The sequence below is a fragment of the Rhodococcus sp. 14-2470-1a genome, from assembly GCF_002259425.1.
Classification (GTDB): Bacteria; Actinomycetota; Actinomycetes; order Mycobacteriales; family Mycobacteriaceae; genus Rhodococcoides; species Rhodococcoides fascians_E.
The window spans coordinates 337,918-359,617 of record NZ_NPFZ01000024.1 but is presented as its reverse complement, the minus strand read 5'-3'; the positions used below and the strand labels follow the sequence as shown (position 1 = coordinate 359,617).

General features: G+C 64.6%; 25 protein-coding genes. 15 read left to right on the top strand and 10 right to left on the bottom strand.

Annotated features, from left to right (window positions below; translation table 11 throughout):
• The first annotated feature begins 4 nt into the window (after positions 1–4).
• Positions 5–556, top strand: a complete 552-nt coding sequence (locus tag CH292_RS13035) for a hypothetical protein (protein WP_094654918.1) — start codon at positions 5–7, stop codon at positions 554–556.
• 4 nt (positions 557–560) lie between these two features.
• Here the strand turns inward: CH292_RS13035 and CH292_RS13030 are convergent, their stop codons facing one another.
• Positions 561–1,049, bottom strand: coding sequence for a DUF6226 family protein (locus CH292_RS13030; protein ID WP_094654917.1), 489 nt, complete (start codon positions 1,047–1,049; stop codon positions 561–563).
• Positions 1,050–1,069: 20 nt separating this feature from the next.
• Here CH292_RS13030 and CH292_RS13025 point away from each other — a divergent pair, with 20 nt between their 5' ends.
• Positions 1,070–1,375, top strand: a complete 306-nt coding sequence (locus CH292_RS13025; RefSeq protein WP_094654916.1) for a hypothetical protein — start codon at positions 1,070–1,072, stop codon at positions 1,373–1,375.
• Between the two features lie 79 nt (positions 1,376–1,454).
• Here CH292_RS13025 and CH292_RS13020 read toward each other — a convergent pair whose 3' ends face one another.
• Positions 1,455–2,720 carry an MFS transporter gene (locus CH292_RS13020; RefSeq protein ID WP_256978095.1) on the bottom strand — a complete coding sequence of 422 codons (1,266 nt, stop codon included), beginning with the start codon at positions 2,718–2,720 and terminating at the stop codon, positions 1,455–1,457.
• Between the two features lie 138 nt (positions 2,721–2,858).
• Between CH292_RS13020 and CH292_RS13015 the strand changes: the two genes are divergently transcribed.
• The 4 genes from CH292_RS13015 to CH292_RS13000 all read left to right on the top strand — a co-directional run bounded on the left by CH292_RS13015 (position 2,859) and on the right by CH292_RS13000 (position 6,746).
• Positions 2,859–3,920, top strand: a complete 1,062-nt coding sequence (locus CH292_RS13015) for an ABC transporter substrate-binding protein (protein ID WP_033188931.1) — start codon at positions 2,859–2,861, stop codon at positions 3,918–3,920.
• Positions 3,921–4,006: 86 nt separating this feature from the next.
• The gene (locus CH292_RS13010; RefSeq protein WP_094628708.1) at positions 4,007–4,972 is read left to right on the top strand and encodes an iron ABC transporter permease; all 966 of its coding nucleotides are present in this window, start codon (positions 4,007–4,009) and stop codon (positions 4,970–4,972) included.
• The gene (locus CH292_RS13005; RefSeq protein ID WP_037111858.1) at positions 4,969–5,733 is read left to right on the top strand and encodes an ABC transporter ATP-binding protein; all 765 of its coding nucleotides are present in this window, start codon (positions 4,969–4,971) and stop codon (positions 5,731–5,733) included. The genes CH292_RS13010 and CH292_RS13005 overlap by 4 nt, the downstream gene beginning before the upstream one ends.
• A 50-nt stretch (positions 5,734–5,783) precedes the next feature.
• Positions 5,784–6,746, top strand: coding sequence for an arsenic resistance protein (locus tag CH292_RS13000; protein WP_094654914.1), 963 nt, complete (start codon positions 5,784–5,786; stop codon positions 6,744–6,746).
• Between the two features lie 24 nt (positions 6,747–6,770).
• Here the strand turns inward: CH292_RS13000 and CH292_RS12995 are convergent, their stop codons facing one another.
• On the bottom strand, positions 6,771–7,373 hold the full coding sequence (locus CH292_RS12995) for a TetR/AcrR family transcriptional regulator (protein ID WP_094654913.1): 603 nt from the start codon (positions 7,371–7,373) through the stop codon (positions 6,771–6,773).
• A gap of 112 nt (positions 7,374–7,485) precedes the next feature.
• On the opposite strand from CH292_RS12995, the gene CH292_RS12990 reads away from it, so the two are divergent.
• From CH292_RS12990 to CH292_RS28900, 7 genes are all read left to right on the top strand, one after another.
• Positions 7,486–8,124 carry a hypothetical protein gene (locus CH292_RS12990; RefSeq protein ID WP_179277962.1) on the top strand — a complete coding sequence of 213 codons (639 nt, stop codon included), beginning with the start codon at positions 7,486–7,488 and terminating at the stop codon, positions 8,122–8,124.
• A gap of 16 nt (positions 8,125–8,140) precedes the next feature.
• Positions 8,141–9,634 carry an alpha/beta hydrolase gene (locus tag CH292_RS12985; RefSeq protein ID WP_094654911.1) on the top strand — a complete coding sequence of 498 codons (1,494 nt, stop codon included), beginning with the start codon at positions 8,141–8,143 and terminating at the stop codon, positions 9,632–9,634.
• An 80-nt stretch (positions 9,635–9,714) separates the two neighbouring features.
• A complete protein-coding gene (locus CH292_RS12980; protein WP_094654910.1) occupies positions 9,715–10,164 on the top strand; it encodes a MarR family winged helix-turn-helix transcriptional regulator in 450 nt (149 codons plus the stop codon).
• Between the two features lie 90 nt (positions 10,165–10,254).
• Positions 10,255–11,121 (top strand): helix-turn-helix domain-containing protein, encoded by an 867-nt coding sequence (locus tag CH292_RS12975; protein ID WP_094654909.1) that lies wholly within the window; start codon positions 10,255–10,257, stop codon positions 11,119–11,121.
• Between the two features lie 65 nt (positions 11,122–11,186).
• Positions 11,187–11,756, top strand: a complete 570-nt coding sequence (locus CH292_RS12970; RefSeq protein ID WP_094654908.1) for a class I SAM-dependent methyltransferase — start codon at positions 11,187–11,189, stop codon at positions 11,754–11,756.
• A complete protein-coding gene (locus CH292_RS12965) occupies positions 11,753–12,367 on the top strand; it encodes a LysE family translocator (RefSeq protein WP_094654907.1) in 615 nt (204 codons plus the stop codon). Before CH292_RS12970 ends, CH292_RS12965 begins: the two co-directional genes overlap by 4 nt.
• Positions 12,368–12,440: 73 nt before the next feature.
• Positions 12,441–12,608 (top strand): hypothetical protein, encoded by a 168-nt coding sequence (locus CH292_RS28900; protein WP_019665671.1) that lies wholly within the window; start codon positions 12,441–12,443, stop codon positions 12,606–12,608.
• Positions 12,609–12,657: 49 nt separating this feature from the next.
• On the opposite strand, the gene CH292_RS12960 is transcribed toward CH292_RS28900, so the two are convergent.
• Positions 12,658–13,032, bottom strand: a complete 375-nt coding sequence (locus CH292_RS12960; RefSeq protein WP_020110549.1) for an Lsr2 family protein — start codon at positions 13,030–13,032, stop codon at positions 12,658–12,660.
• 196 nt (positions 13,033–13,228) lie between these two features.
• Here CH292_RS12960 and CH292_RS12955 point away from each other — a divergent pair, with 196 nt between their 5' ends.
• Positions 13,229–13,459, top strand: coding sequence for a hypothetical protein (locus CH292_RS12955; protein ID WP_019665669.1), 231 nt, complete (start codon positions 13,229–13,231; stop codon positions 13,457–13,459).
• Positions 13,460–13,513: 54 nt separating this feature from the next.
• Positions 13,514–13,948 (top strand): SRPBCC family protein, encoded by a 435-nt coding sequence (locus CH292_RS12950; protein ID WP_094654906.1) that lies wholly within the window; start codon positions 13,514–13,516, stop codon positions 13,946–13,948.
• A 9-nt stretch (positions 13,949–13,957) separates the two neighbouring features.
• Here the strand turns inward: CH292_RS12950 and CH292_RS12945 are convergent, their stop codons facing one another.
• The 6 genes from CH292_RS12945 to CH292_RS12920 all read right to left on the bottom strand — a co-directional run bounded on the left by CH292_RS12945 (position 13,958) and on the right by CH292_RS12920 (position 21,592).
• Positions 13,958–15,019, bottom strand: a complete 1,062-nt coding sequence (locus CH292_RS12945) for an NAD-dependent epimerase/dehydratase family protein (protein WP_094654905.1) — start codon at positions 15,017–15,019, stop codon at positions 13,958–13,960.
• Positions 15,020–15,123: 104 nt separating this feature from the next.
• Complete coding sequence (gene katG / locus CH292_RS12940; protein WP_094654904.1) at positions 15,124–17,343, bottom strand: catalase/peroxidase HPI; 2,220 nt, start codon at positions 17,341–17,343, stop codon at positions 15,124–15,126.
• 57 nt (positions 17,344–17,400) lie between these two features.
• A complete protein-coding gene (locus CH292_RS12935) occupies positions 17,401–17,826 on the bottom strand; it encodes a Fur family transcriptional regulator (protein WP_026347871.1) in 426 nt (141 codons plus the stop codon).
• A gap of 232 nt (positions 17,827–18,058) precedes the next feature.
• Positions 18,059–19,345 (bottom strand): lipase family protein, encoded by a 1,287-nt coding sequence (locus CH292_RS12930; protein ID WP_094654903.1) that lies wholly within the window; start codon positions 19,343–19,345, stop codon positions 18,059–18,061.
• 84 nt (positions 19,346–19,429) lie between these two features.
• Positions 19,430–20,848 carry a YdiU family protein gene (locus CH292_RS12925; protein ID WP_094654902.1) on the bottom strand — a complete coding sequence of 473 codons (1,419 nt, stop codon included), beginning with the start codon at positions 20,846–20,848 and terminating at the stop codon, positions 19,430–19,432.
• A 36-nt stretch (positions 20,849–20,884) separates the two neighbouring features.
• Positions 20,885–21,592 (bottom strand): GAF and ANTAR domain-containing protein, encoded by a 708-nt coding sequence (locus tag CH292_RS12920; protein WP_094654901.1) that lies wholly within the window; start codon positions 21,590–21,592, stop codon positions 20,885–20,887.
• Positions 21,593–21,700 lie beyond the last annotated feature (108 nt).

The window sequence follows — 21,700 nt, the reverse complement described above, 5'->3', positions numbered from 1 at the left end:
GACCATGCCTGCATCCGATCGGACCTGGTGGAACTGGGCGTCCGCCGTCACCACGGTGCTGGTAGCGCTCGGATGCGGCCTCGTTCTGTGGGCCTTCACGCCTCCCAGCGCCAACGGCCTGTTTCTCGGTCTCGCCGTGTGTCTGCTCGTGGTGTTCGCGGTGCTGTGGTCGGTACTCGCCCTCATCGGCTGGTCCAAGTACCGGGCACGGGGGTGGAGTGTCGTCGCACCCGTTCTCGTACTACTCACCGTCGGCGCAGTGGCGTTGTCGCTGCCCCGGACCGTTGCATTCGCAGTATCCGAGGACGCGCTGACGGAGACTGTCTCGCAGTGCCGTTCCGCATCCGGGGGTCAACGAATCGGCGTCTACACCGTGGTGGCCGTCCGTCCACTGGGTACCGGATGCCTCGTCTTCGTCGACAGCGGACTGGGCGATTCCATCGGCTTCGGCTACCTCCCCGACGGTCCCCCGGCGCCGGGCCGGCCGCAGTACGACGAGGCCATCGACTTCTACGACTGGAGCGGCGACTGGTACCGATTCGAGCAGGACTTCTGAACGGTCACTTCGGAGACCACCGCTTCCATCGCCCATCCACGGGCATCGCGACACGTAACTCGGGAATCGGGCCACGACCCGAATTGCGCCAGTTACCGCCCTCCCACGCGTGCTCGACCATCGAATCGACAATGCGCTCGGAAAACTGGCCCGAGACGAGAGCGGAGAGGTACCTGTTCAGGTGGCCGATCAGATTCTCAACGTTCTCTTCACACGCGTCGCACCCACACGCGGGCAACGCGATTCGCTGCGATGCACCCACATCGAGAAACACTCCGGGAAACGACGTGAACGAGACGATCAACGGCGCCTGATCGTCCTGCGCTGGTACGAAGTGAACGGCCTCGACCACCTGCGAACCCGGGTCACCGGCCACACGAGTGACATCGACGTCGAATCGTGTCGCCAAATCGTCCGCAACTTCTTTCGCCGCAGTCACCAGCGGCGCGAACCGCTCCGGATTGGTCACCCGTCCGTACGCCTCGTCCGACACGACTCGTTACGATACGCACCGTGCGTTCACTCGTGCTGCTGCTGAGCCTCACCGGCGCTGTTGTCGGTCTTCTCCCTGTAATTCTCGAGCTCGTTCAGCAGGCATACTTCCTCTCCGAGGTCGAGTACAACGGTGTGTACGAACCGCTGCGGGGAGTGCAGACGAGCCGCGCCTACGAGACCTCGCAAGACATCTCGTTCCAGGTTCGATCGGGGCTGTTCCTGCGACGGGCCGTCTGGTTCGCCCCTCTGATAGGTGCGGCGCTCGGGGCTGTCGCAGGGATCATCGCGTACCGATTCGGATTCCGGCTTACCAGGGGTGCCTGACGCTCCAATTTGTTGCGTCATATGCCTGGATCTGCCTTTCAGCACCGAATAGTGGAGCAGGAGGCCCGGTCCCGAGCCCTCAAGGGAGGCTCCTCAGCACCAAGCGGATACCTACGACGCCGGCGACGGGGAAGACGGCGGCCACGAGCCACGGCGTGCTCGAACCCCACCCCGTCGACGGAGCGGCGTCGACAACTGCCCCGATTGCGACCGAACCGATCAGAACGCCGATGCCTCCGAGTGATGCCATGAAGCCGTAGTAGGCACCCAGCCTGCGCTCACCGGCCAATCGCGGGACGATGTCACGGGCCTGCGGCATGGCGATCATCTGCCCGAGTGCGAGCAGGGCAACGAACCCTGCCGCCGGAAGCAGGCCGACGAACCCGCTGAGCCCGAAGGGAGTCGTCAGTGCCACGACCACGAACGACAGTGCCATGACGGCCAATCCAGCAGGCAACGTGACCCGGGGTGATCGTGCGCCTACCATGCGGGTGATGCCCATCTGCGAGGACACCACGAACACGGCGGAGATCGCGAAGAACCACCCCAGTACTGCCTGAGATCCCCACGCCCGTTCGACCTCCAGGGGCAGCAGCAGATACAGCTGGTTGTACGCGACCAGTTGGCTGCTCATCGCGACCGCGAACAACACGAAAGTCTTGTTTCGCACCACGTCGTTCCACCCCGAGAGCCACGACTCGCCTCGATGCTCGCCCGGCTCGTTCGGCAGCCATCTCAGGTGTGCTCCGATGACGCCGACGAAAATCACGGCAGCGACCGTGCAGGCGACACGGAAGTCGACGACCAGCAACACCGATCCGATCAACGGGCCGGTGAACGATCCGATTTGATTGCACACCGACAGCAGCGCGAACGTCTCGACCCGGCTGGGCCCGTCGTCGCGCTCACTTCTTCCCGCCTCGATGGCGATCGCGGACTCGACGGCGGGGGAGAACAACGCGGCTGCGAAGCCGATGGCCACCGTCGCCGCGACCACACCGGCCAGAGAACCTGCGACCGCCATTCCAAGGAATCCGAGCACCCGGATGCCGCAGCCTACGAGAACGACCGGCTTGATACCCCATCGGTCCGCCAGGGTGCCGCCGATGAAGAACAGTCCCTGCTGCGAGAACGTGCGGACGCCGAGGACCACACCGACCACCGCCGCACCGAGCCCCAGGTCGGACGTCAAGTGCACCGACAGGTACGGCAGCACCATGAAGAACCCGATGTTGAACGTCATCTGGGTCAGCACGAGAAGCCGGATCGTGGGGGTTGCCCGCGCCAACTCGGTGATGAACGACCAGCGCCATCTCGAATGTCGGCCGTCGACGCCCGCCGCCACGATCAATCCCCTCGCTCGTTCAGTAGTCCGACCACGATATGACTTCGGGGATCGGCATAGGTTAGCCTATCCGCGTTCGTCGCCTCGTACGTTCTGCGCGAGTGGATCGCGCAGACATGCCGCGTCCACTCACGCATTGTGCCGTCCCAGAAAGTGTTCATCGTGAGTGCATTGCTCAGGCGCGTCGGCGCCATGGCCGTCGTCGCTGGACTTCTCACCGCGTGCGGTGAATCCGAGGCCGTCACCGATTCCGACGCCGTCGGCGGCAACGGCGACACGGCCTACCCACTCGTCCTCGACAACTGCGGCGAGTCGGTCACCGTCGATGCTCCCCCGCAGCGCGTGGTGTCGTTGGACCAGAATTCGACCGAGATCCTGTTGTCTCTCGGCCTGCAGGACCGCATGGTCGGCACCGCGTCGTGGACCGACCCGGTGCGAGAGAACCTCGAAGCGGCGAACTCCGACGTCCCCCGCCTCGCCGACAACGCACCCACCTACGAGGTGGTGCTCGACGCCGACCCCGACTTCGTCACCGCGTCGTTCGGCCGTCACTTCAAGGAGGGCGGCGTCGCCGAGCGTGCCCGCTTCGCCGAGACCGGCGCCCAGACCTACCTGTCGCCGACCGACTGCGACAACGGCCTCAGCATCAACGGCGGCAACACCAGAACCAACCCGTTGACAGTCGACGCGCTCTACCAGGAGATCACCGAGCTCGCCGAGATCTTCGACGTGCAGGACCGCGGCGCCGCCCTGGTCACCGAACTGCAGGACCGCATGACCGCCGCGACCGCCGAACTGGCCGAGACCGGTGAGACCATGGCGTTCTGGTTCGCCGACACCAAGAGTCCCTACGTCGCCGGCGGACTCGGCTCCGCCAACCTGATCGCGACGACGGTCGGCGCCACCAACGTCTACTCCGACCTGGACGACGACTGGCCGGCCGTCGGTTGGGAGACGATGGTCGACCGCAGCCCGTCCGTGCTCGTGCTCGGCGATCTGCTTCGTGCGCGCTTCCCCGGCGACCTCCTCGCCGACAAGATCGCGTTCCTGGAATCGGACCCGGTCACCAACACCATGCAGGCCGTACAGGACAAGCGCTACATCTCTCTCCACGGAGCCGAGATGAACCCGTCCATCAGGCTCGTCGACGGTGTCGAGAAAGTCGCCGCGGGCCTGCGTGAGATGGGCCCACAGTCCTGAACACCACAGTCCTGAACACCACGGCACCTGCAGTACGTCGCGGGCTGGGTCTGCCCGCCGTTCTGGCGGGCGGCCTCGTCCTGCTCGTGGCATCGGTCGCCGTCGCGATGACGCTGGGGCCTGCGAGTGTGTCGCTGGTCAACGTCCGCGACGTCGTCACCAATCATCTGGGTCTGACCGACATACCGGTGAAGGTGTCCAAGAACGCGATCGTCTGGGAAGAACGACTGCCTCGCAGCCTCGTCGCCGCCGCATGCGGGAGCGGCCTGGGCATCTGCGGTGTCATCATGCAGTCGCTGCTGCGAAACCCGCTGGCGGACCCGTTCGTGCTCGGCATCAGCTCGGGAGCCTCGACAGGAGCTGTCGTCGTCGGCATCCTCGGAATCGGTGGTGCCGCACTGGGCCTGTCCGGTGGCGCGTTCGTCGGTGCCCTCGTCGCGTTCGGGCTCGTCCTTCTGCTCGCCCACCTGTCGGGCGGAAACAACGACCGGGTCATCCTCGCGGGTGTGGCCAGCACACAACTCTTCTCGGCGTTGACGTCGCTCGTGATATTCGCGTTCGCCGATTCCGACGAGACCCGCGGCGTCATGTTCTGGCTACTCGGATCACTCGAAGGCGTTCGCTGGGACGACGTCGCCCTGTGCGTCGCGGTGGTCGCCGTCGGAGTCGCCCTCTGCTTCTATTACGCCTTCGTCCTCGACGCCTTCAGCTTCGGGAACGAGGTGGCGTCCTCCCTCGGAATCAACGTGCGCGCAGCACGTACTGCACTGCTCGTCGTCACCGCGCTGATCACCGCGACGCTCGTCAGTGTCGCAGGCGCCATCGGATTCGTCGGCCTCGTACTGCCGCACGCCGCACGATTTCTCATCGGATCACGACACAACCGGCTGATCCCCGTGACCGCGCTGATGGGCGCGGTGTTCATGGTCTGGGTCGACGCCGTCTCCCGTGTCGCCTTCGCGCCGACGCCTCTGCCCGTCGGCGTCGGCACGGCGCTGGTGGGAGTTCCTGCATTCATCGCCATCCTGGCCAGACGGAAGAAGTCCGCATGACACTCGCAGCGTCCGACGTGCGGTGGCAGCGCGGGGGTGCTCTCGTCGTCGACGGGGTGACTCTGACACCGGCGCCCGGTGACACCGTCGGACTGCTCGGCCCCAACGGATCCGGCAAATCCTCACTGCTGCAACTGATGAACGGCGCCGTCAAGCCGACGTCCGGCGTCGTCACGCTCGACGACGCGGAACTGGCCGGCATGCGTCGACGCGACATCGCGAAAGCCGTTGCCGTGGTGAGTCAGCACGCCGACACGGATTTCGACATCACCGTCGCAGACGTCGTTCGGCTCGGCCGCATCCCGCACCGTGGCGCATTCGGCGGTAATGCGTCGGCGGACCAGAAGGCAGTCGACGCTGCGTTGAAACACACCGGGTTGACCGACAAGGCGCACCGGTTGTGGCACCAACTGTCCGGTGGCGAGCGACAGCGGGCACAGATCGCGCGCGCCCTCGCCCAGGAACCGCGCGAGCTTCTGCTCGACGAACCGACCAATCACCTCGACATCCATCACCAGCTCGAACTACTTTCCCTCGTTTCCCGGCTGCCCATCACCAGCGTCGTTGCGTTGCACGATCTCAACCTCGCAGCGATGTTCTGCACCCACATGGTGGTGCTGTCGCAGGGCAAAGTGGTCGCTGCGGGCACCCCGGCTGCGGTACTGACCGAGGATTTGATCTGGGAGGTCTATCAGGTGCGAGCCCACGTGAGCACCCACGGGCCGAACGACACAGTGTTCATCCGTTTCGACTACCGATAGGCCCCGGAGCCGAACACCGGAACACGACGCGGCCCACTACTGTGACGAATATGCACACCTGGCTCGAGAAGCACCAGATCGCTCTGTATCTGGCTGCTTTGACGGTGGGAGCCGTGGTGGGGTTGGCGTCACCGCAGTCGGCGCCGGTGTTCGAACACGCCATCAACCCGGTCCTGATCGTGCTGTTGTACGCGACGTTCCTCGCAGTCCCGTTCGCCTTGATCGGAAAGGCGCTGAAGGACACTCGGTTTCTCGCCGCCGCGGTGCTCTTGAACTTCGTGGCGGTGCCGATCATGGTGTTCGCTCTGACGCGGCCCGTGTCCGGCAACGAGGCGGTTCTCGTCGGGATTCTGCTGGTGCTGCTGGCGCCCTGCATCGACTACGTCATCGTGTTCAGCGGACTGGCGGGAGCCGCGTCACAGCGTCTGCTTGCCGCGGCTCCGCTGTTGATGCTTCTTCAAATCGCTTTTCTGCCACTGTATCTGTGGATGTTCGTCGGCTCCGACGTCGTGGCTGTCATCGATGTGACGCCGTTCGTCCACGCGTTCTTCCTACTCATCGTCGTTCCCCTCGGATCGGCGGCTGCGACACAGGCCGTGGCACGCCGGCACGCAATCGGCCGGACAATTATGGACACCGCAGCGAAAGCGATGGTTCCGTTGATGATGGCCACGCTGCTGGTGGTGGTCGCGTCGCAGATCGATTCCGTTCGTGACCGCGGAACGGAACTGGCCTCCGCAGTAGCCGTATTCATCGCGTTTCTGGTAGTCATGGCGTTCGTCGGTCTGGCCGCTGGACGGATCGCTCGCCAGGACGTACCTGCGACGCGTGCCCTCGTCTTCTCCGGCGCTACCCGTAACTCGCTCGTCGTGCTGCCGTTGGCGCTCGCTCTGCCGGATTCTCTGTCGGTAGCCGCGGTGGTCGTGGTGACGCAGACGTTGGTGGAGTTGGTCGGCATGGTGGCGTACGTTCGACTCGTCCCGCTCTTGGTTCCCGATCGAGCGCCTCGGTGACGGACACGGTCCAAGCCTCGACGCCTAGCCGCCGGAGGCGGGCGTCAGCACCGCGTCCACCGCGAAATACAGTGTGGCGGTTTCGGTGTGCAGAACCGAATGGTCGATGGGCATCGCCCGATCCAGCGACAGGCCGGTGACGACGGTGTTGAGGAACGTTGCCTGCTGAGCCAGGTCGCCGGCGGCGCGGGCTCCCTCCTTGTCCAGGACGCCCAGCCAGTGTTCGACCCTGCGCCTGCCCTCGTCGGTGATCGCCGCGTACGAGGCGCGAAGCCGGTCGGTGGGTTCGGGTTCCACGAACGATGCCATGAAGGTCAACCACGCCTCCCGTGCCTTGTCGCCGACGAGCGGGCTCAGAATCAGACGCAGGCACTGCACCAGACGGTCCCGCGCCGGCACCGTCTCGTCGTGAATGACCTGGTCGTCCGTCGTCACCACGTCGTAGATGGTCTCGAGAACAGCATCGCGCAGCGCGCGCTGCGTCGGGAAGTGGTGCCGCAGCGACCCCATGCTCACTCCGGCGCGCGCGGCCACCGAGCGCACGCTCAGCGTCGACGCCTGATCCTCGCCGATCATCTCGCACGCCGCGATGATGATCTTCGCTCGCGTATCGAGCACCTCTGCCATCGTGTCCCTCTTTCCACTCGACTAGCACGCCGTGCTAGCACAGTGTGCTAGTGTCGGCTCATCGCTTACGACAGTACAGCGTGCTAGTGCTTCTACCAGGAAAGGAAGAGCAGTGTTCGACGAATGGAAACAGCACAGGGCCACCCGCCGGGTGCGAGTGGGCGACGGACGCGCACTACAGCGATTTCGCTGGTGGCAACTGCCCGGCCGCGCGCTCTTCTACCTGAAGCGCGAGAACACGGAGTACGCGATCGACGTCAGGCACTGGCAGAACCAGAGCTCGGGAGACGTCAAGGCAGACCTCTACCGGGACGGGCGCCACCTCGCAAAATCGAAACTACCTGCGGCGTTCACCGTCGACGGCGGTATCATCGACGTCGCGATGAGCGGCTTCGGCCTCAAACGCTGCCACTTCATCGCCGACGACGGTACCGAGCATCAGCTCGTGCCGGACCCCGCGTCGGCAGAGGGGCGTCGGGCGCGCCTCGACCGCCACCACCCGATCGCCAGCCGCGCCATCGGGGCGGTATCGGCAACGATGCTGATCGTCGGTGTCGTGCTGCTGCTTCTGCAGCTCGCTGACGCGTTGTCGAAGGCGCCGCCCATCGCCGATTCCCTCGGAGTCTTCACCTCACCCGTCAGCTTGCCGGTGTGGCTGAACATCACGCTCACCCTTGCCACCGCCGTCGCCAGCATCGAGCGAGGCCTTCGCCTGCGCTACCACTGGCTGCTCGACGCAGCGGCCAACTGAACCGAAAGGAAACACCATGAAAGTGATTCGCCCAGCATTGATCCTCGCGGTGTCCGGAACGGTGATCGCCGGTTGTTCGGCATCCTCCACCCCGGACACGGACGCGCACCCACCTCCCGCCACGGCCGCATACGACTGGACCGCACACAACCAACCGATCACGTGGACTGCCTGCCCCGAAGACGTCGACAGCACCGGATTGCAGTGCGCCACAGTGCCGGTACCTCTGGACTACGACGACCCGGACGGCGAACGAATCGACCTCACCATCTCCAAGCTCGCGTCGACGAACCCCGACGAGCGGCGCGGCTCGCTCATGCTCAATCCCGGCGGCCCCGGCGGCACCGGACTGGACCAACCCACGTTCCTCGTCGAACGCGGAATACCGCAGGAGACACTGGACGCTTACGACCTCATCGGCATCGACACACGCGGAATCGGACACTCGTCGCCCATCAACTGCGGAATCACCGACGACATCCAGTACCGCGGAGCTGTTCCACCGTATGCCTACGACGACAGCGCATTCGACGAGCAGAACACCGTAGCCAGGCGCGTCGCGGAGAACTGCGCCGAGGGCGACGACGGCCGCATGAAGCACGTGACGACGGCCAACATGGCACGCGACCTCGACAGCATCCGTCAAGCACTCGGAGACGAGAAGGGCAATTTTCTCGGGTACTCGTACGGATCCGCACTCGGAGGTGCGTACGCATCGTTGTTCCCGGACAAGACCGACCGAATAGTGTTGGACAGCAACATCGGTGACACACACCTCGACCGCGACGGTATGCGTAGTTACTCCGAAGGCATGGAGGACACCTTCCCCGATTTCGCGAAGTGGGCGGCGGGGCGCAACGAGCAGTACCGATTGGGCAGTACGCCGGAGGAAGTACGGCAGACGTACTTCACCATCGCCGACAAGCTGGATCGCGAACCGGTCGAGGGACTCGACGGCCGCAGCTTCCGGCTCGGAATGTTCGTGGCGCTGTACAACCCGGCTTCGTACGACGCGACGGCACAGACATGGAGGGCAGCGCTGGACACACTCCCCTCCGAGGGCCCACCCGTCGGACACGGAGCGTCCGCATTCGACAACACCTGGTCGGTCTTCCTGGCGGTCACCTGCAACGACGTCGAATGGCCCCGTGACCCGGAGGTCTACAAGCAGGCGATCGAAGAAGACCGCGAGAAGAACCCGCTGTTCGGCGCCGCAGCCGCGAACATCATGCCGTGCGCGTACTGGCAGCTCGAGCACACCGAACCACCCGTGCCCGTGGAGGCCGACGGCCCGACGAACATCCTCGTCGCACAGCACCGACGCGACCCGGTGACACCGCTCGCCAACGGCGAACGAATCAACGAGATGTTCGGCGACCGCTCGCGACTCCTCACCGCCGACGGAAGCGGTCACGGCGTCTACGCTCTCGGGCAGAACCAGTGCGCCCAGGACGTCATCACCGACTACCTGGTCGACGGAGTCATGCCGAACGACGACGTCAGCTGCTGACTCGGGCTACGAATCCCCACGCGCGCGTCAGAATCGCAGCGTTTGACCTCGAGTGCACTCGAGCTTCTACCGTCGAGTACATGAACACGACACGAGACATGCAACCGCCGGAAAAGCAACCCATAGGATTCTGGACCGTCCGCGCAGGTGAAGCGATCCGCACCCGGACCCAGGGCGCGCTCCGCTACATCGATGTGGCACAACCCGAATGGTGGCTTCTTCACCAACTTTCGCTGCACCCGGGAGGCGTCGATCGTGATGCGACCATCGAGCTGATCGGCCACAACGACACCCCGCAGGCGATCGTCGACGCCATCGACTCCGCAACGCACAAGGGGTGGGTGACGCAAACAGACTCCAGGCTGACGTTCACCGACGCGGGCGCCGACAAGTTCCGCGACGCCGCCGACGTCCAACGCGACCTACACACCGAACGGATGCAGGGGGTCAGCCCGGAGGACTTCGCGACGACCATTCGAGTGCTGCAGCAGACCATCGAGAACGTCGGCGGTGACGCCTGGCATTGGTAGCATCACCGACAGTTCGCGGCACGGAAAGTCGAGAATCCACACCGGGAGCACTCCTATCGTTTCGGTCAGAACGAAGGAAGGCAGGACGGCATGCTCGGTCGGTGGAACGAGGCTCTCGGTTACATCGAGGACAACGTGGCGGGTGAGATCGACGCGACGGAGCTTGCGCGGATCACGCTCACCTCGGAGTATCACTTCCGACGCGTCTTCTCGGCGCTGGCAGGCATGCCGCTGTCGCACTACATCCGAGCCCGCCGAATGACGTTGGCAACGGCGGAGATTCTCGACGGTGTCGGAATTCTCGACGTCGCGTCCAAGTACGGATACTCGTCGTCGGACGCCTTCACTCGGGCGTTCCGCCAGATGAACGGCCTGACGCCATCGGCGGCACGCAGGCCGGGTGCAGTCCTTCGTTCGCAGCAAGCGGTGACATTTCACCTGACCATCGAAGGACGGAGCACCATGCGATACCGAATAGTCGACCTGCCGGAGTTCCACATCGTCGGTAGAAAAACGCGAATCCCCTTGAAGTATCAGGGCGAGAACACCGCGATGACGGAGTTCCACCAGAGCCTGAAACCCGGAACCGGGCAGGCGCTCACAGCGGTCGCCGACGTCCCGGAGTTACCCGAGATCCTCTTCGTCAGTGACGGATTCGAGCCGGAGCGAGAAGACGGGAGCCTGTTCGACTACTACTTCGCGGTGGCGTCGTCGACGCACCATCCGGAGTGGGACTCGCTCCGGGTGGCGCCGTCGAAGTGGGTGGTGTTCGAGGCGCAGGCGTCGGAGAGCTTTCAGTCCGCACTGCAACAACTCTGGGCCGATGCGTTCAGCGAATGGTTCCCTTCCAACCCCTACCAAGTGGTCCCGGGGCCGGAACTGCTGACCGTCACCGAGAAGAGCGCCGACTGGACTTCGGGACGCGGCGAGCTCTGGATTCCCGTCGAGCGAGGCTGAGGATGGGAGTGGCGCGGAGCTAGGTACCGGCCAGCTCCGCATGCCGGAAAGGCTACCGTTGCTCGGTGACCGCCTACTCCGATCGTGTCGCCGAATACGTACACCTGCTGGACTCGATGGGCGCGGTGCACCCGTCGGATCGGCAGTTGGTCACCGAGTGGGCGACGTCGGTGTCGGGACCCATCGTCGACGTCGGCTGCGGCCCTGGCCACTGGACGGACCATCTCGCGTCCCTCGGCCACAATATTCGGGGGATCGATCCGACGCCTGAGTTCGTCGAACATGCGTCTCGCAGGTATCCAGGGCGAAAGTTCGACGTCGGGGTCGCCGAGAAACTGCAGGGACCCGTCGGCGGGATCCTGGCCTGGTACTCCCTCATCCACCACACACCGGACGAGATCGCCGCGCCGCTCGAAGAATTCGCACGGGTGCTGCGACCAGGTGGAAGCCTGCTGATCGGGTTCTTCGAAGGGTCCGAACTGGGCCCGTTCGATCACGCGGTCACGACGGCCTATCGGTGGCCCGTACCTGCGCTGACGGACCGGCTGGGAGCGTTCGACGTCGTCGAAACGCACACCCGAACGGGCGTCGGCTGTCGACCACACGGGGCGATTTTCGCTACGGTGAAGTCGTGAACACACACATGTTGTGGGGTTTCGCGATCGCCGCGGCGCTGGCGTACGTCATTCCAGGGCCCGACTGGTTCGTGGTGCTCAGACACTCGTCGCGATCACGAGCAGACGGTCTGCGCGCCGCGTTGGGCGTCCAGAGCGGGCTGATGGTCCACATGACCGTGGCGGCACTCGGGCTGTCCGCGGTACTGCTCGCGAGCTCTCAGGCGTTCACCGTCGTCAAGCTCCTCGGGGCCGCGTATCTCGTGTTCCTCGGTGTCCAATCTCTGCGCGACGCCGTACGCGGCAGACCCGCGCCGGACACCACCGACCGATCCGGGCGGATCTGGGCTCAGGCATTCCTCGCCAACGTCCTCAATCCGAAAGCCGCACTGTTCTTCGTTGCCGTACTGCCCCAGTTCATCGACCCGGCCGCGGGCGTGACCCTGCAGATCGTCGTGCTCGGAGTGTTGGACATTGCCCTCGGTGCACTGTGGTGGCTGCTGTTCGTCGTCATCACCGTGCACCTGCAGGGCCTTCTCCGACGCAGGCGCGCCCGGATGGCCATCGACGGCACCGCGGGCATTGCGCTCTGCGGCCTGGGCGGGGCGCTCGCCTTCACCTCCCGCCCATGACTGCGCTGTGGGTCCTGTGAGCACCGGGGTTTCATGAACTTCGTCGAGGACCTCGCCCCCCAACGACCCAGGTGTGAGGCGCATCAACTACGCCTTCGTCCCCGACGACGACCGTCGAACACCGTGGCTGCACCGCGGGAGAACCCACAACGCACGTACCCGCTACTTTCTCAGCCCGCTGCCGACGATCTATCTCGAATTCACTGTCTCCTACCCGAAACAGGAATCGACCGGGCAATGACAGTGGCGGTGCGCGACCCGATTCACGTCACGGGAACATGAAACAGCTGTCAGTTGGCGGCTTCGTACGCCTCGACGATTTCCGCTGGAATCCGGCCGCGGTCGTTGATCTCGTAACCGCTGTCCGCGGCCCACTGCCGGATCGCACGAGTCTGTGCCGGATCACGCTTGGTGGTCGGGGCGGACACAGCGGGCGCGCTCTGTGCCGCACCGGCCGGCGCGGCCTTGCGCTTACGCCCACCGACACGAGTGGCGTAGTCGACGTAGAATTCGACCTTCTTGCGAAACTCGTTGGCGTTCTTGTTCTTCAGGTCGATCACGTAGTCGACACCGTCGAGCGAGAATTCGATGGATTCCCCTTGGCCCTCGTCGATCGACGTGCCATCGATGTCATCGATCAATTCGTAGATAACCTGCTTCGCCACGGTGCGAGGCCTTTCGTATCGAGGGATTTGTCTTCAAGGCTATCCAATAGCGAATGGAAAAGCAGAATCGGGTTGAGAATCGTTATTCGAGATGACCGCAGTGGAGACCGTTCGGTACGCCGGCGCGTGAAATGCGAAGGATTGATTCCGATGAAAATGGGGAACAAGTGTCGCGGACAAGAAGGGACCTTCACCGATGACGCTCGACCACACCGCGCACGCCGAAAACAGCACTGAACCCGAGGAGTCGATTCTCCTCGACGCACTCCCGACGAAGATCGTGCTCGACATCGTCGGCGCGACGACGCTGTTCACCGCCATCGCACTCGCTCTCGACGTGTCCGACGGGGTCCTGGTCACCGCCATGGTCGGGGCGCTCGTCGTTGCCTCACGCCTGCTACGACGGCGTGTGCCCGACGAAGTGTGAAACGGATCCCCGGTGGGTAGTACGGCCCTATCTATCCAGCGAAGGAAGTTCCGCATGCCCACCTCACGTGAGACCACAGCCAGCTGCGACGACGTGTGGGAAGTGCTCGCCGACGGGTGGAACTACGCCACGTGGGTTGTCGGAGCCAGCCGCATCCGCGCCGTGGACGAGCAATGGCCCGCCGAGGGATCGAGAATTCACCACTCCGTCGGGGTGTGGCCGGCGGTGTTGAGCGACGAGACCCGGTCTGTCGGAATGCACGAGGGACGCGAATTACAGCTCGAAGCCCGCGCACTCCCCTTCGGAAAAGCCCACATCACGCTGCGTCTTCATCCTCAGGCGTCGGGCTGCAGAATCGAAATGATCGAGCACGCCGCGACGATGCCTGCAAGCATCGTCCCTGATTCGGTTCAGCACCTGTTGGTGCACCCGCGCAATTCCGAAGCATTACGACGCCTTGCCCTGCTTGCGGAGAAAAGAAGCAACTGAGGGAGTCGGCTAGGACGGCCGGCCTCGCGACACGAATCCGCGCCGGACGAACGACCGTGCCGTGTCCGAGATGGTTCTCTTACGCATCGGCGGACTGTCTCCGAACGCTCGGTCCTGCATTCCACGCACCGTATCCCGCAGAACCGCCGGGCCGTCTTTGCTTGCCTGCCATCCTAATTCGTTGCGAGCCCGCGCCGCGTTCAACAGCGGTGTCTCGAAAGCCAGTTCAACCCACCCGTGATGGATCGGCAGCACATGCGCCGTGAAACCCACTCGAACGGCGTTCGACAGCACCCTCTTCGGGGTCGGAACTATTCGAACACCGAACGCATCCGCGACCGTATCGGCCCGAACCGGTGTCGGCGCAGCAAGATTGAACGGTCCCGACGCGCGACGCTGCAGAACCCTGACCACCGCGTCGGCGACGTCGTCGCTGTGCACAGCGGGAACGACGAAGGATCGGTCGATGGGTAGGAACGGAACGACGTCCACGATCGAGGACGGTACGAGATCCGGGAGCGCGTAACGCAACAACGCACTTCCGAACGAATACTGACTGATCAGCCCGGGACGAAGACGAGCAACACGCATTCGAGTGGACAGACCGTCCAGAACATCCTCGGCAGCGGCCTTGTCCATGCTGTACGTCGACGCCTCGACCCCTGTCCTTGGCCAGGACTCGTCGACCTCGACGCCGTAGGCGCCGGGCGCGTAGATACCGCCGGACGACAGATGAACCAAATGTCCGACGCCTGCAGCCTCACAGGCCCGCGCCACGCGCTCGGTGCCGTCGACGTTGACTCGCCGAAGATACCGACGGTCCCGCATGGGCTGGAATGCAATGGCGAGATGAACCACCGCGTCGACCCCACTGAAAGCGTCGAGCAGGATTGTTTCGGAGTCCTCGGATGCAAGATCGACCTGAACCCAGGTGACGCCGTCGAAGGGCGGTTCCTGAGGCGGTCGCCGTCGCGACAAGCCGACGACCTGCGCATCCGGGTACGCAGCGCGGAGAGCCCGCAGAACAGCGGTGCCCACGTTCCCGCTCGCACCGGTCACCGCGATGCGCACAGCGGTCCTCGTATTACCTTCACACAGCGTGGAATCCCCGGACCGGAAGAACCCAAACGCCGTGAGTGGAGACACCTCGACGTATCTCCACTCACGGACGTGGACTAGCGGACGTCGAACCGATCGTTGTCCGCGACCTTGACCCAGGCCGCAACGAAATCGTCGACGAACTTCTTACCGTTGTCCGCCTGGGCGTAGACCTCGGAGATGGCGCGCAGCTGCGAGTGCGATCCGAAGTTCAGATCGATGGCACTGGCCGTCCACCTCTGCTCACCGGTCTTGCGCGTCTTCCCGACGTAGGACCCGTCGTCCGCCTTGCTCCACTCGGTGTCCGAATCCAGCAAATTGACGAAGAAGTCGTTGGTCAGCGCACCCGGACGGTCCGTGAACACGCCGTGCTTGCTGCCACTGTGGTTGGCGCCCAGTGCACGCAGGCCGCCTACCAGAACCGTCGCCTCGGGCGCGGTCAGATTCAGCAGGTACGCGCGATCGAGCCACAGAACTTCCTCCGGCGTCTCCTCGTCGCTCTTGTAGAAGTTGCGGAAACCGTCGGCGCGGGGCTCGAGGTATCCGAACGACTCGACGTCCGTCTGCTCCTGCGAGGCGTCGGTGCGACCCGGAGTGAACGGAACCGTCACCTCGTGCCCGGCGTCCTTGGCAGCCTTCTCGATCGCCGCGGATCCGGCCAGAACGATCAGGTCCGCGAGCGAAACCTGATGTCCGTCAGCACCGTTGAAATCGTGCTGGATCTGCTCGAGCTTCGGCAGCACCTCCGCGAGCACGGCAGGCTCGGATGCCTCCCAGCTCTTCTGCGGTTCGAGCCGAACACGTGCGCCGTTGGCGCCGCCACGGAAGTCCGTGTGGCGGAACGTGCTTGCCGACGACCATGCAACCGACACGAGCTGCTGCACCGTCAGTCCCGAGTCGAGGATCTTCGACTTGAGCGAGGCGATGTCGGCATCGTCGATCGGCTCGGACGTCGCCGCCGGAACCGGATCCTGCCACAGCTGCTCCTCGGGAACCCACGGACCGAGGTAGCGGGAGATGGGGCCGAGGTCGCGGTGCAGAAGCTTGTACCAGGCCTTCGCGAAGGCGTCGGACAGCTCCTCCGGGTGATCCAGCCAGCGACGGGTGATCTCGGCGTAGATCGGATCCTCACGCAGCGAGATGTCGGTGACGAGCATGGTCGGTGCGCGTCCGGGACCACCGAAGGGGTCGGGGATCTCACCGGCGCCCGCGCCGTCCTTGGCCACGAACTGCCATGCGCCCGCAGGGCTCTTCTGCAGTTCCCACTCGTAGCCGTACAGGTTCTCGAGGTAACCGTTGCCCCACTTGGTCGGCGTCTTGGTCCACACGACCTCCAGACCACTGGTGACCTGATCCTCGCCCTTGCCGGTGCCGTGGCCGTTCTTCCAGCCGAGACCCTGCTGCTCGATCGGTGCGCCCTCGGGCTCCGGTCCGATCTTGTCCGCGGGACGAGCGCCGTGCGTCTTACCGAAGCTGTGACCACCGACGATCAGCGCAGCCGTCTCCTCGTCGTTCATGGCCATGCGACCGAACGTCTCGCGGATGTCGTGCGCGGCCTTCACCGGATCCGGCTCGCCCTCGGGCCCTTCGGGATTGACGTAGATCAGACCCATAGTGGTCGCGCCGAGCGGCTTCGCGAGCTCACGCTCACCGGTGTACCGCTTGTCGGTACCCAGCCAGCTGTCCTCGGGACCGTAGAAAACTTCCTCGGGCTCCCAGATATCCTCACGGCCGAACGCAAAGCCGAACGTCTTGAATCCCATGGCATCCAGTGCGACGTTGCCGGCGAACACCAGCAGGTCGGCCCACGAGATCTTGTTTCCGTGCTTCTGCTTGACCGGCCACAGCAAGCGGCGAGCCTTGTCCAGGTTGGCATTGTCCGGCCAGCTGTTGAGCGGTGCGAAACGCTGCGCGCCCTGACCGCCACCACCGCGGCCGTCGAACACGCGGTACGTACCGGCCGCGTGCCAGCTCAAGCGAATGAACAGACCACCGTAGTTGCCGTAATCCGCAGGCCACCAATCCTTCGAATCGGTGAGCACAGCCGTGACGTCGGCCTTCAACTCGTCGACGTTCAGCTTCGCGAATTCTGCCTTGTAATCGAACTTTTCACCCAACGGCGTCGACTTGGACGTATGCGCATGCAGGATCGACAGGTCGATCTGGTTGGGCCACCAGTCCTTGTTGGTCAGCGGAGCCCCGCTCTTGGGCTTCGGCGACTCGATAACCGGGTTTTCGCTCTCACTGGTGCTGTCGGTCTTCGTGTCGGAGTGGGGTGGGCGGGCGTCGGAGGTCACGCGTGGTCCTTTCCGGTGGGCTACATTTTTCGGGCTGTGATCAACGCCTGGCGATGATCAAGATCTGGTCGCGCAATCGGGACAGAAGCCCCAGAACGTGACCTCGGCCTCGTCGACGACGAAACCATGACTGTGGGACGGCGTCAGGCACGGAGCCTCACCGAGCGCACAATCCGCGTCGGCGATGAGACCACAACTGCGACACACGACATGGTGATGATTGTCGCCGACGCGCATCTCGTACCGGGCCACATGACCCGCCGGTTGAATGCGACGCATGAGGCCGACAGCCGTCACCGCATCGAGAACGTCGTAGATGGCCTGACGGGACACCGCAGGCAAAACTGTACGAGCCAGCGTGAACACGGTATCCGTGTCGACATGCGGATGACTGTGCACAACGTCCATGACGACAGTGCGGGGCTGCGTGACCCGTAGACCGGCTGCACGTAGCCGATCCGCATTGCTCAGGTCCGTCGTCATGACACCGACGATAACCAGATCCAACCCAAAAATCTCGCGTTTTCTGGAATTAGTCAAAATTTCATCGCGCGGTTTCCGTACCGAACGTGGCGTTCGGTCACTTGAAGTGACCGAACGTCACGTTCGGTCCCACGCGTTCGGTCCCACGCGTTCGGTCCCACGCGTTCGGTCCCACGCGTTCGGTCCCACGCGTTCGGTCCCACGCGTTCGGTCCTGCGAGGGGGTGACGCTGTCAGCCCAGGCGGCAACCGCTGGCAAGGGGTACGTCGTTGAGCCGGTCGGTGATGTAGTTCAGTGCCAGTCCGGTGCCGTAGCCGTCGATGAGGTCCGGGCCGAAGTGGTTCGGCAGGACGGCGCCGGGGAGGATCGGCGGCAGGTCGTTGCTGACGAAGTCGACGGTGGCACCGTTGTCGCACCAGTCGACGGCGAGCTGTCTGGCCTGCTCGTAGGGGACGGTGTCGTCGTTGCGTCCGCTGGTGACCAGCACGGGGGTGGTCGGCGTCAGGGTGCCGATGCGCTGTTCGTCGAAAATCGTCGCTGCTTCTGGAATCGTGCGCAGGTTGGCCAGCAGGGGCTGGTGGTCGGCGGTGAACGTCTCGGTCCGCAGGAAGGGGTGGCGGAGGATGACGTCGCCGATGCAGGCGTTGCTCAGCTCGGCCATGACGGCTTTGCCTTCGGGGGTGAGTCGCGCATTGAAGGGTTCCAGCAGTTCGGGCCTGCGTGCGACGAATCCGTTGACCGCGAATCCGATGACACCGCCGATGAGTGTTCCGTCGACCTGCCCGAGAGTGGCCAACAGGTCCGCCGGCGGTGCACCCGCCCAGGTGCCCTTGATGTTCAGTTCCGGTGCATACGACGGCTGCATCTCCGCGGCCGCGGCGACGGCGCCACCGCCTTGCGAATATCCCCACAGCGCAAGCGGAGTCGACGGGCCGGTACCACTCAGGACGTTCGCGACGCGGGCTGCGTCGAGCACCGCATGTGCTTCTTCGATGCGGTTGACGTACGTGTGCACACCGGGCGTGCCGAGACCGACGTAGTCGGTGACGAATACCCGCGCACCGCGGGCGATCCAGACGGACGCGGCGAGCTGTTCCTGGTTGGCCGAGAACGAGACCGGATCGAGTGTGGCGTTCAGTCCCGTCTGGAACGCCTTCGACGGTGCACACTGATCCCCCTGCCCGACGGTTCCGGGCGCCACGACGATCGTGGGGCGCTCGCCGGTGCCGCGCCAGGGCTGACTCGCCTCGATGTACGTTCCGGTGACGGCGACCGGCGAATCGTCTTGCAGCCGTGAGGAATACATGATGCGTTGGGCCTTGCCGGGCCACGTGCCGTCCGCGCCGGGGAACGACGCGAGGAGGGGGAGCGGCTCGGTCCGGACGAGCGAGCCCGGCGTCGAATCGAATTCTGCGGGTGGAGAATAGAAGTCCGATCCCGGATCGGCCGACGCGGTCGCCACCGGAATCAGCACCGCGGCTGCTAGAGACAGTACGACCGTGACGACGCGCAGATTCACCGTATCCCCCAAGGATGACCCAGTCGCGGGTGGCTTGGATCACACGCGAGGTGGGCTAAACCTAGACAGAAGCGGCGACGAGTGTCAAGTTCCGCAGAACGTCTGGAACCCACTCGCGAAGACCGCAGGCGCCGGTCCCGCGAACTCCGCCCACTCGGGACGAACCTCGAACGGGTGAGTGACAACATCGAGAAGCGTCGAGAACTGGCTCATGTCCCCGCCCGTCGCAGCCACGAGGGCCGCGTCGACCAAATGGTTTCGCGGGATGTACACCGGGTTCACACGATCCATCGCATCGGCCACGGCCGCGGGATCGCCGACCAGCGCCGAACGCCACCGCGACTCCCACCCCGCCCGCCACGAGGGAACGAAAAATCCTGCCCCCACGGTCGTTCCTGCCGGCTCCACTCCTGCCCTCAACGAGTCCGCCAGTGTTCGGAACGTCCCTGTCCAGTCCGCACCCTCGGCCTGCAGGACCGCCAGGAAGTCGTCGATCAGACTTCTGTCCGGCGAGGCCAGGCCGAGCTTCGACGCCATTCCAGCCGTGAAGTAACCGTCGTACCGCGTGTCGAAGCTTTCCAGCACTGCGGTGACCTGGGCGATGGCGTCGTCGGGAACGTCACTGATCAGCCGCAGCAGGGTTTCGCCGAATCGCGCGAGATTCCATTTCAGGACCGCGGGCTGGTTGCCGAACGCGTACCGCCCGCCCTGATCGATGGAGCTGAAGACGGCGGCCGGGTCGTACCCGTCGATGAACGCGCACGGCCCGTAGTCGATGGTCTGGCCGGAGATGGTGGTGTTGTCGGTGTTCATGACGCCGTGCACGAACCCAGCGAGCATCCACTTCGCCACCAACGATGCCTGCGCGTCGACCACAGCCTCGAAGAACGCCAGGTAATCGCCCGTCGCGGCCGGGTAGTGACGCTCGATCGCGTAGTCCGCCAACGGTTGAACGAGGCCGTCGCGACGAACGGCGAACTCGAACGTTCCCACCCGAATGTGGCTGGCCGCGATGCGCGTCAGCACCGCACCCGGCTCCGGCCCGTTTCGGTACACATCCCGCCCGGTGGCCGTCACGGCCAGCGAACGCGTCGTGGGAATCGCCAACGCGTGCATGGCCTCGCTGATCAGGTACTCACGCAGCATCGGGCCGACGACGGCGAATCCGTCGCCTCCGCGGGAGAACGGCGTCGGGCCGGATCCTTTGAGATGAACGTCCACCCGCCCGTCGCCGACGGGCACTTCTCCGAGCAGCAGTGCGCGACCGTCGCCGAGAAGCGGTGCGTACCCCCCGAATTGGTGACCCGCGTAGGCCATGGCCACCGGGTTGGACCCGGCCGGAGCAGTGGCGCCGGACAGAACGTCGACGCCGACGTCGGGAATTCTCAACTCGCCGGCGAGGGCGTCGTTGAACACCAGTAACTGCGGACTCGGCGCCTCGGCTCCCTGCCACGGCAGCACGAGCGCATCCAATCGATCGGCGTAGGTGCTCTCGAACGTCATACTTCGACAGTAACCTCGAGCACTGTCGACTTCCGACTACTGCGACACCGATTCGGCGGCCACGAGTTCTGCGGCGACATCGTGGAGTCGCTGGTTACGTTCTTGGGACAGCTTGACCAGCAGGTCGAAGGCGTGGAGTGCATCGATCGAGTACCGCTCCATCAGCATGCCCTTGGCCTGGCCGATCATGTCCCGTCGCGCGAGCGCCGACTTCAGTTGGTCCCGCTCGCGCGCGGCCAGGAGGGCCAGTGCTGCGTGCGTCGCGACGGCTTCCCCGACGACCAGATCGTCCTCGTCGAACGCGTCGGTGCACTTGCTGTAGAACACCAGAGCGCCGAGGTCGCCGTCACCGGAGTACAGCCGGAACGCAGCCAGGGACCGCACCCCTTCGGCCACCGCGATCTTCGCGAACTGCGGCCACCGCTGCTCGCCGTCGAGCTCCCCGGACACCACAGTGTCGAGATGCTGGAGTTCGTTGTCGATGGGACCTTCGTCCAACTCGTACTGCAGGCGGCACATCTCCTCGGCGACGGAATCCGTCGACGCGACCACGGTGCGTTTTCCCTTTTCCAGGGTCGTCACGCACCCGTGATGCGCATTGCCGATCAGTTCGATCGACAGCGCCAGGATCTGCTGAACGGTTTCCTCGGCCGTCCGGTTGCCCTTACGCAGGTCACGCGCGAAGTCCGCGAGTCCCAGCAACGTCGGCGAATTGTCCGACGCTCGCGCGGTGGGTTCTGCCATCGTTCACCTCAGTTCGAGCTGCATGCAATCAACGTTGATGCAGGTAGCAGCAGCGCGGAACCCTGGCGTGCACCTGCTCCGGGTGACAACGCCGCTGCTCGACGGATG

What these genes read in the sequence shown, in the direction of transcription:
- CH292_RS12985 (WP_094654911.1), top strand. Translation starts at nt 8,141, where the DNA reads ATGAAAGTGATTCGCCCAGCATTGATCCTCGCGGTGTCCGGAACGGTG.
- CH292_RS12950 (WP_094654906.1), top strand. Translation starts at nt 13,514, where the DNA reads ATGCCCACCTCACGTGAGACCACAGCCAGCTGCGACGACGTGTGGGAA.
- CH292_RS12980 (WP_094654910.1), top strand. Translation starts at nt 9,715, where the DNA reads ATGAACACGACACGAGACATGCAACCGCCGGAAAAGCAACCCATAGGA.
- CH292_RS12920 (WP_094654901.1), bottom strand. Translation starts at nt 21,592, where the DNA reads ATGGCAGAACCCACCGCGCGAGCGTCGGACAATTCGCCGACGTTGCTG.
- CH292_RS13005 (WP_037111858.1), top strand. Translation starts at nt 4,969, where the DNA reads ATGACACTCGCAGCGTCCGACGTGCGGTGGCAGCGCGGGGGTGCTCTC.
- CH292_RS12955 (WP_019665669.1), top strand. Translation starts at nt 13,229, where the DNA reads ATGACGCTCGACCACACCGCGCACGCCGAAAACAGCACTGAACCCGAG.
- CH292_RS12935 (WP_026347871.1), bottom strand. Translation starts at nt 17,826, where the DNA reads ATGACGACGGACCTGAGCAATGCGGATCGGCTACGTGCAGCCGGTCTA.
- CH292_RS12925 (WP_094654902.1), bottom strand. Translation starts at nt 20,848, where the DNA reads ATGACGTTCGAGAGCACCTACGCCGATCGATTGGATGCGCTCGTGCTG.
- CH292_RS12975 (WP_094654909.1), top strand. Translation starts at nt 10,255, where the DNA reads ATGCTCGGTCGGTGGAACGAGGCTCTCGGTTACATCGAGGACAACGTG.
- CH292_RS13035 (WP_094654918.1), top strand. Translation starts at nt 5, where the DNA reads ATGCCTGCATCCGATCGGACCTGGTGGAACTGGGCGTCCGCCGTCACC.
- CH292_RS13000 (WP_094654914.1), top strand. Translation starts at nt 5,784, where the DNA reads ATGCACACCTGGCTCGAGAAGCACCAGATCGCTCTGTATCTGGCTGCT.
- CH292_RS12995 (WP_094654913.1), bottom strand. Translation starts at nt 7,373, where the DNA reads ATGGCAGAGGTGCTCGATACGCGAGCGAAGATCATCATCGCGGCGTGC.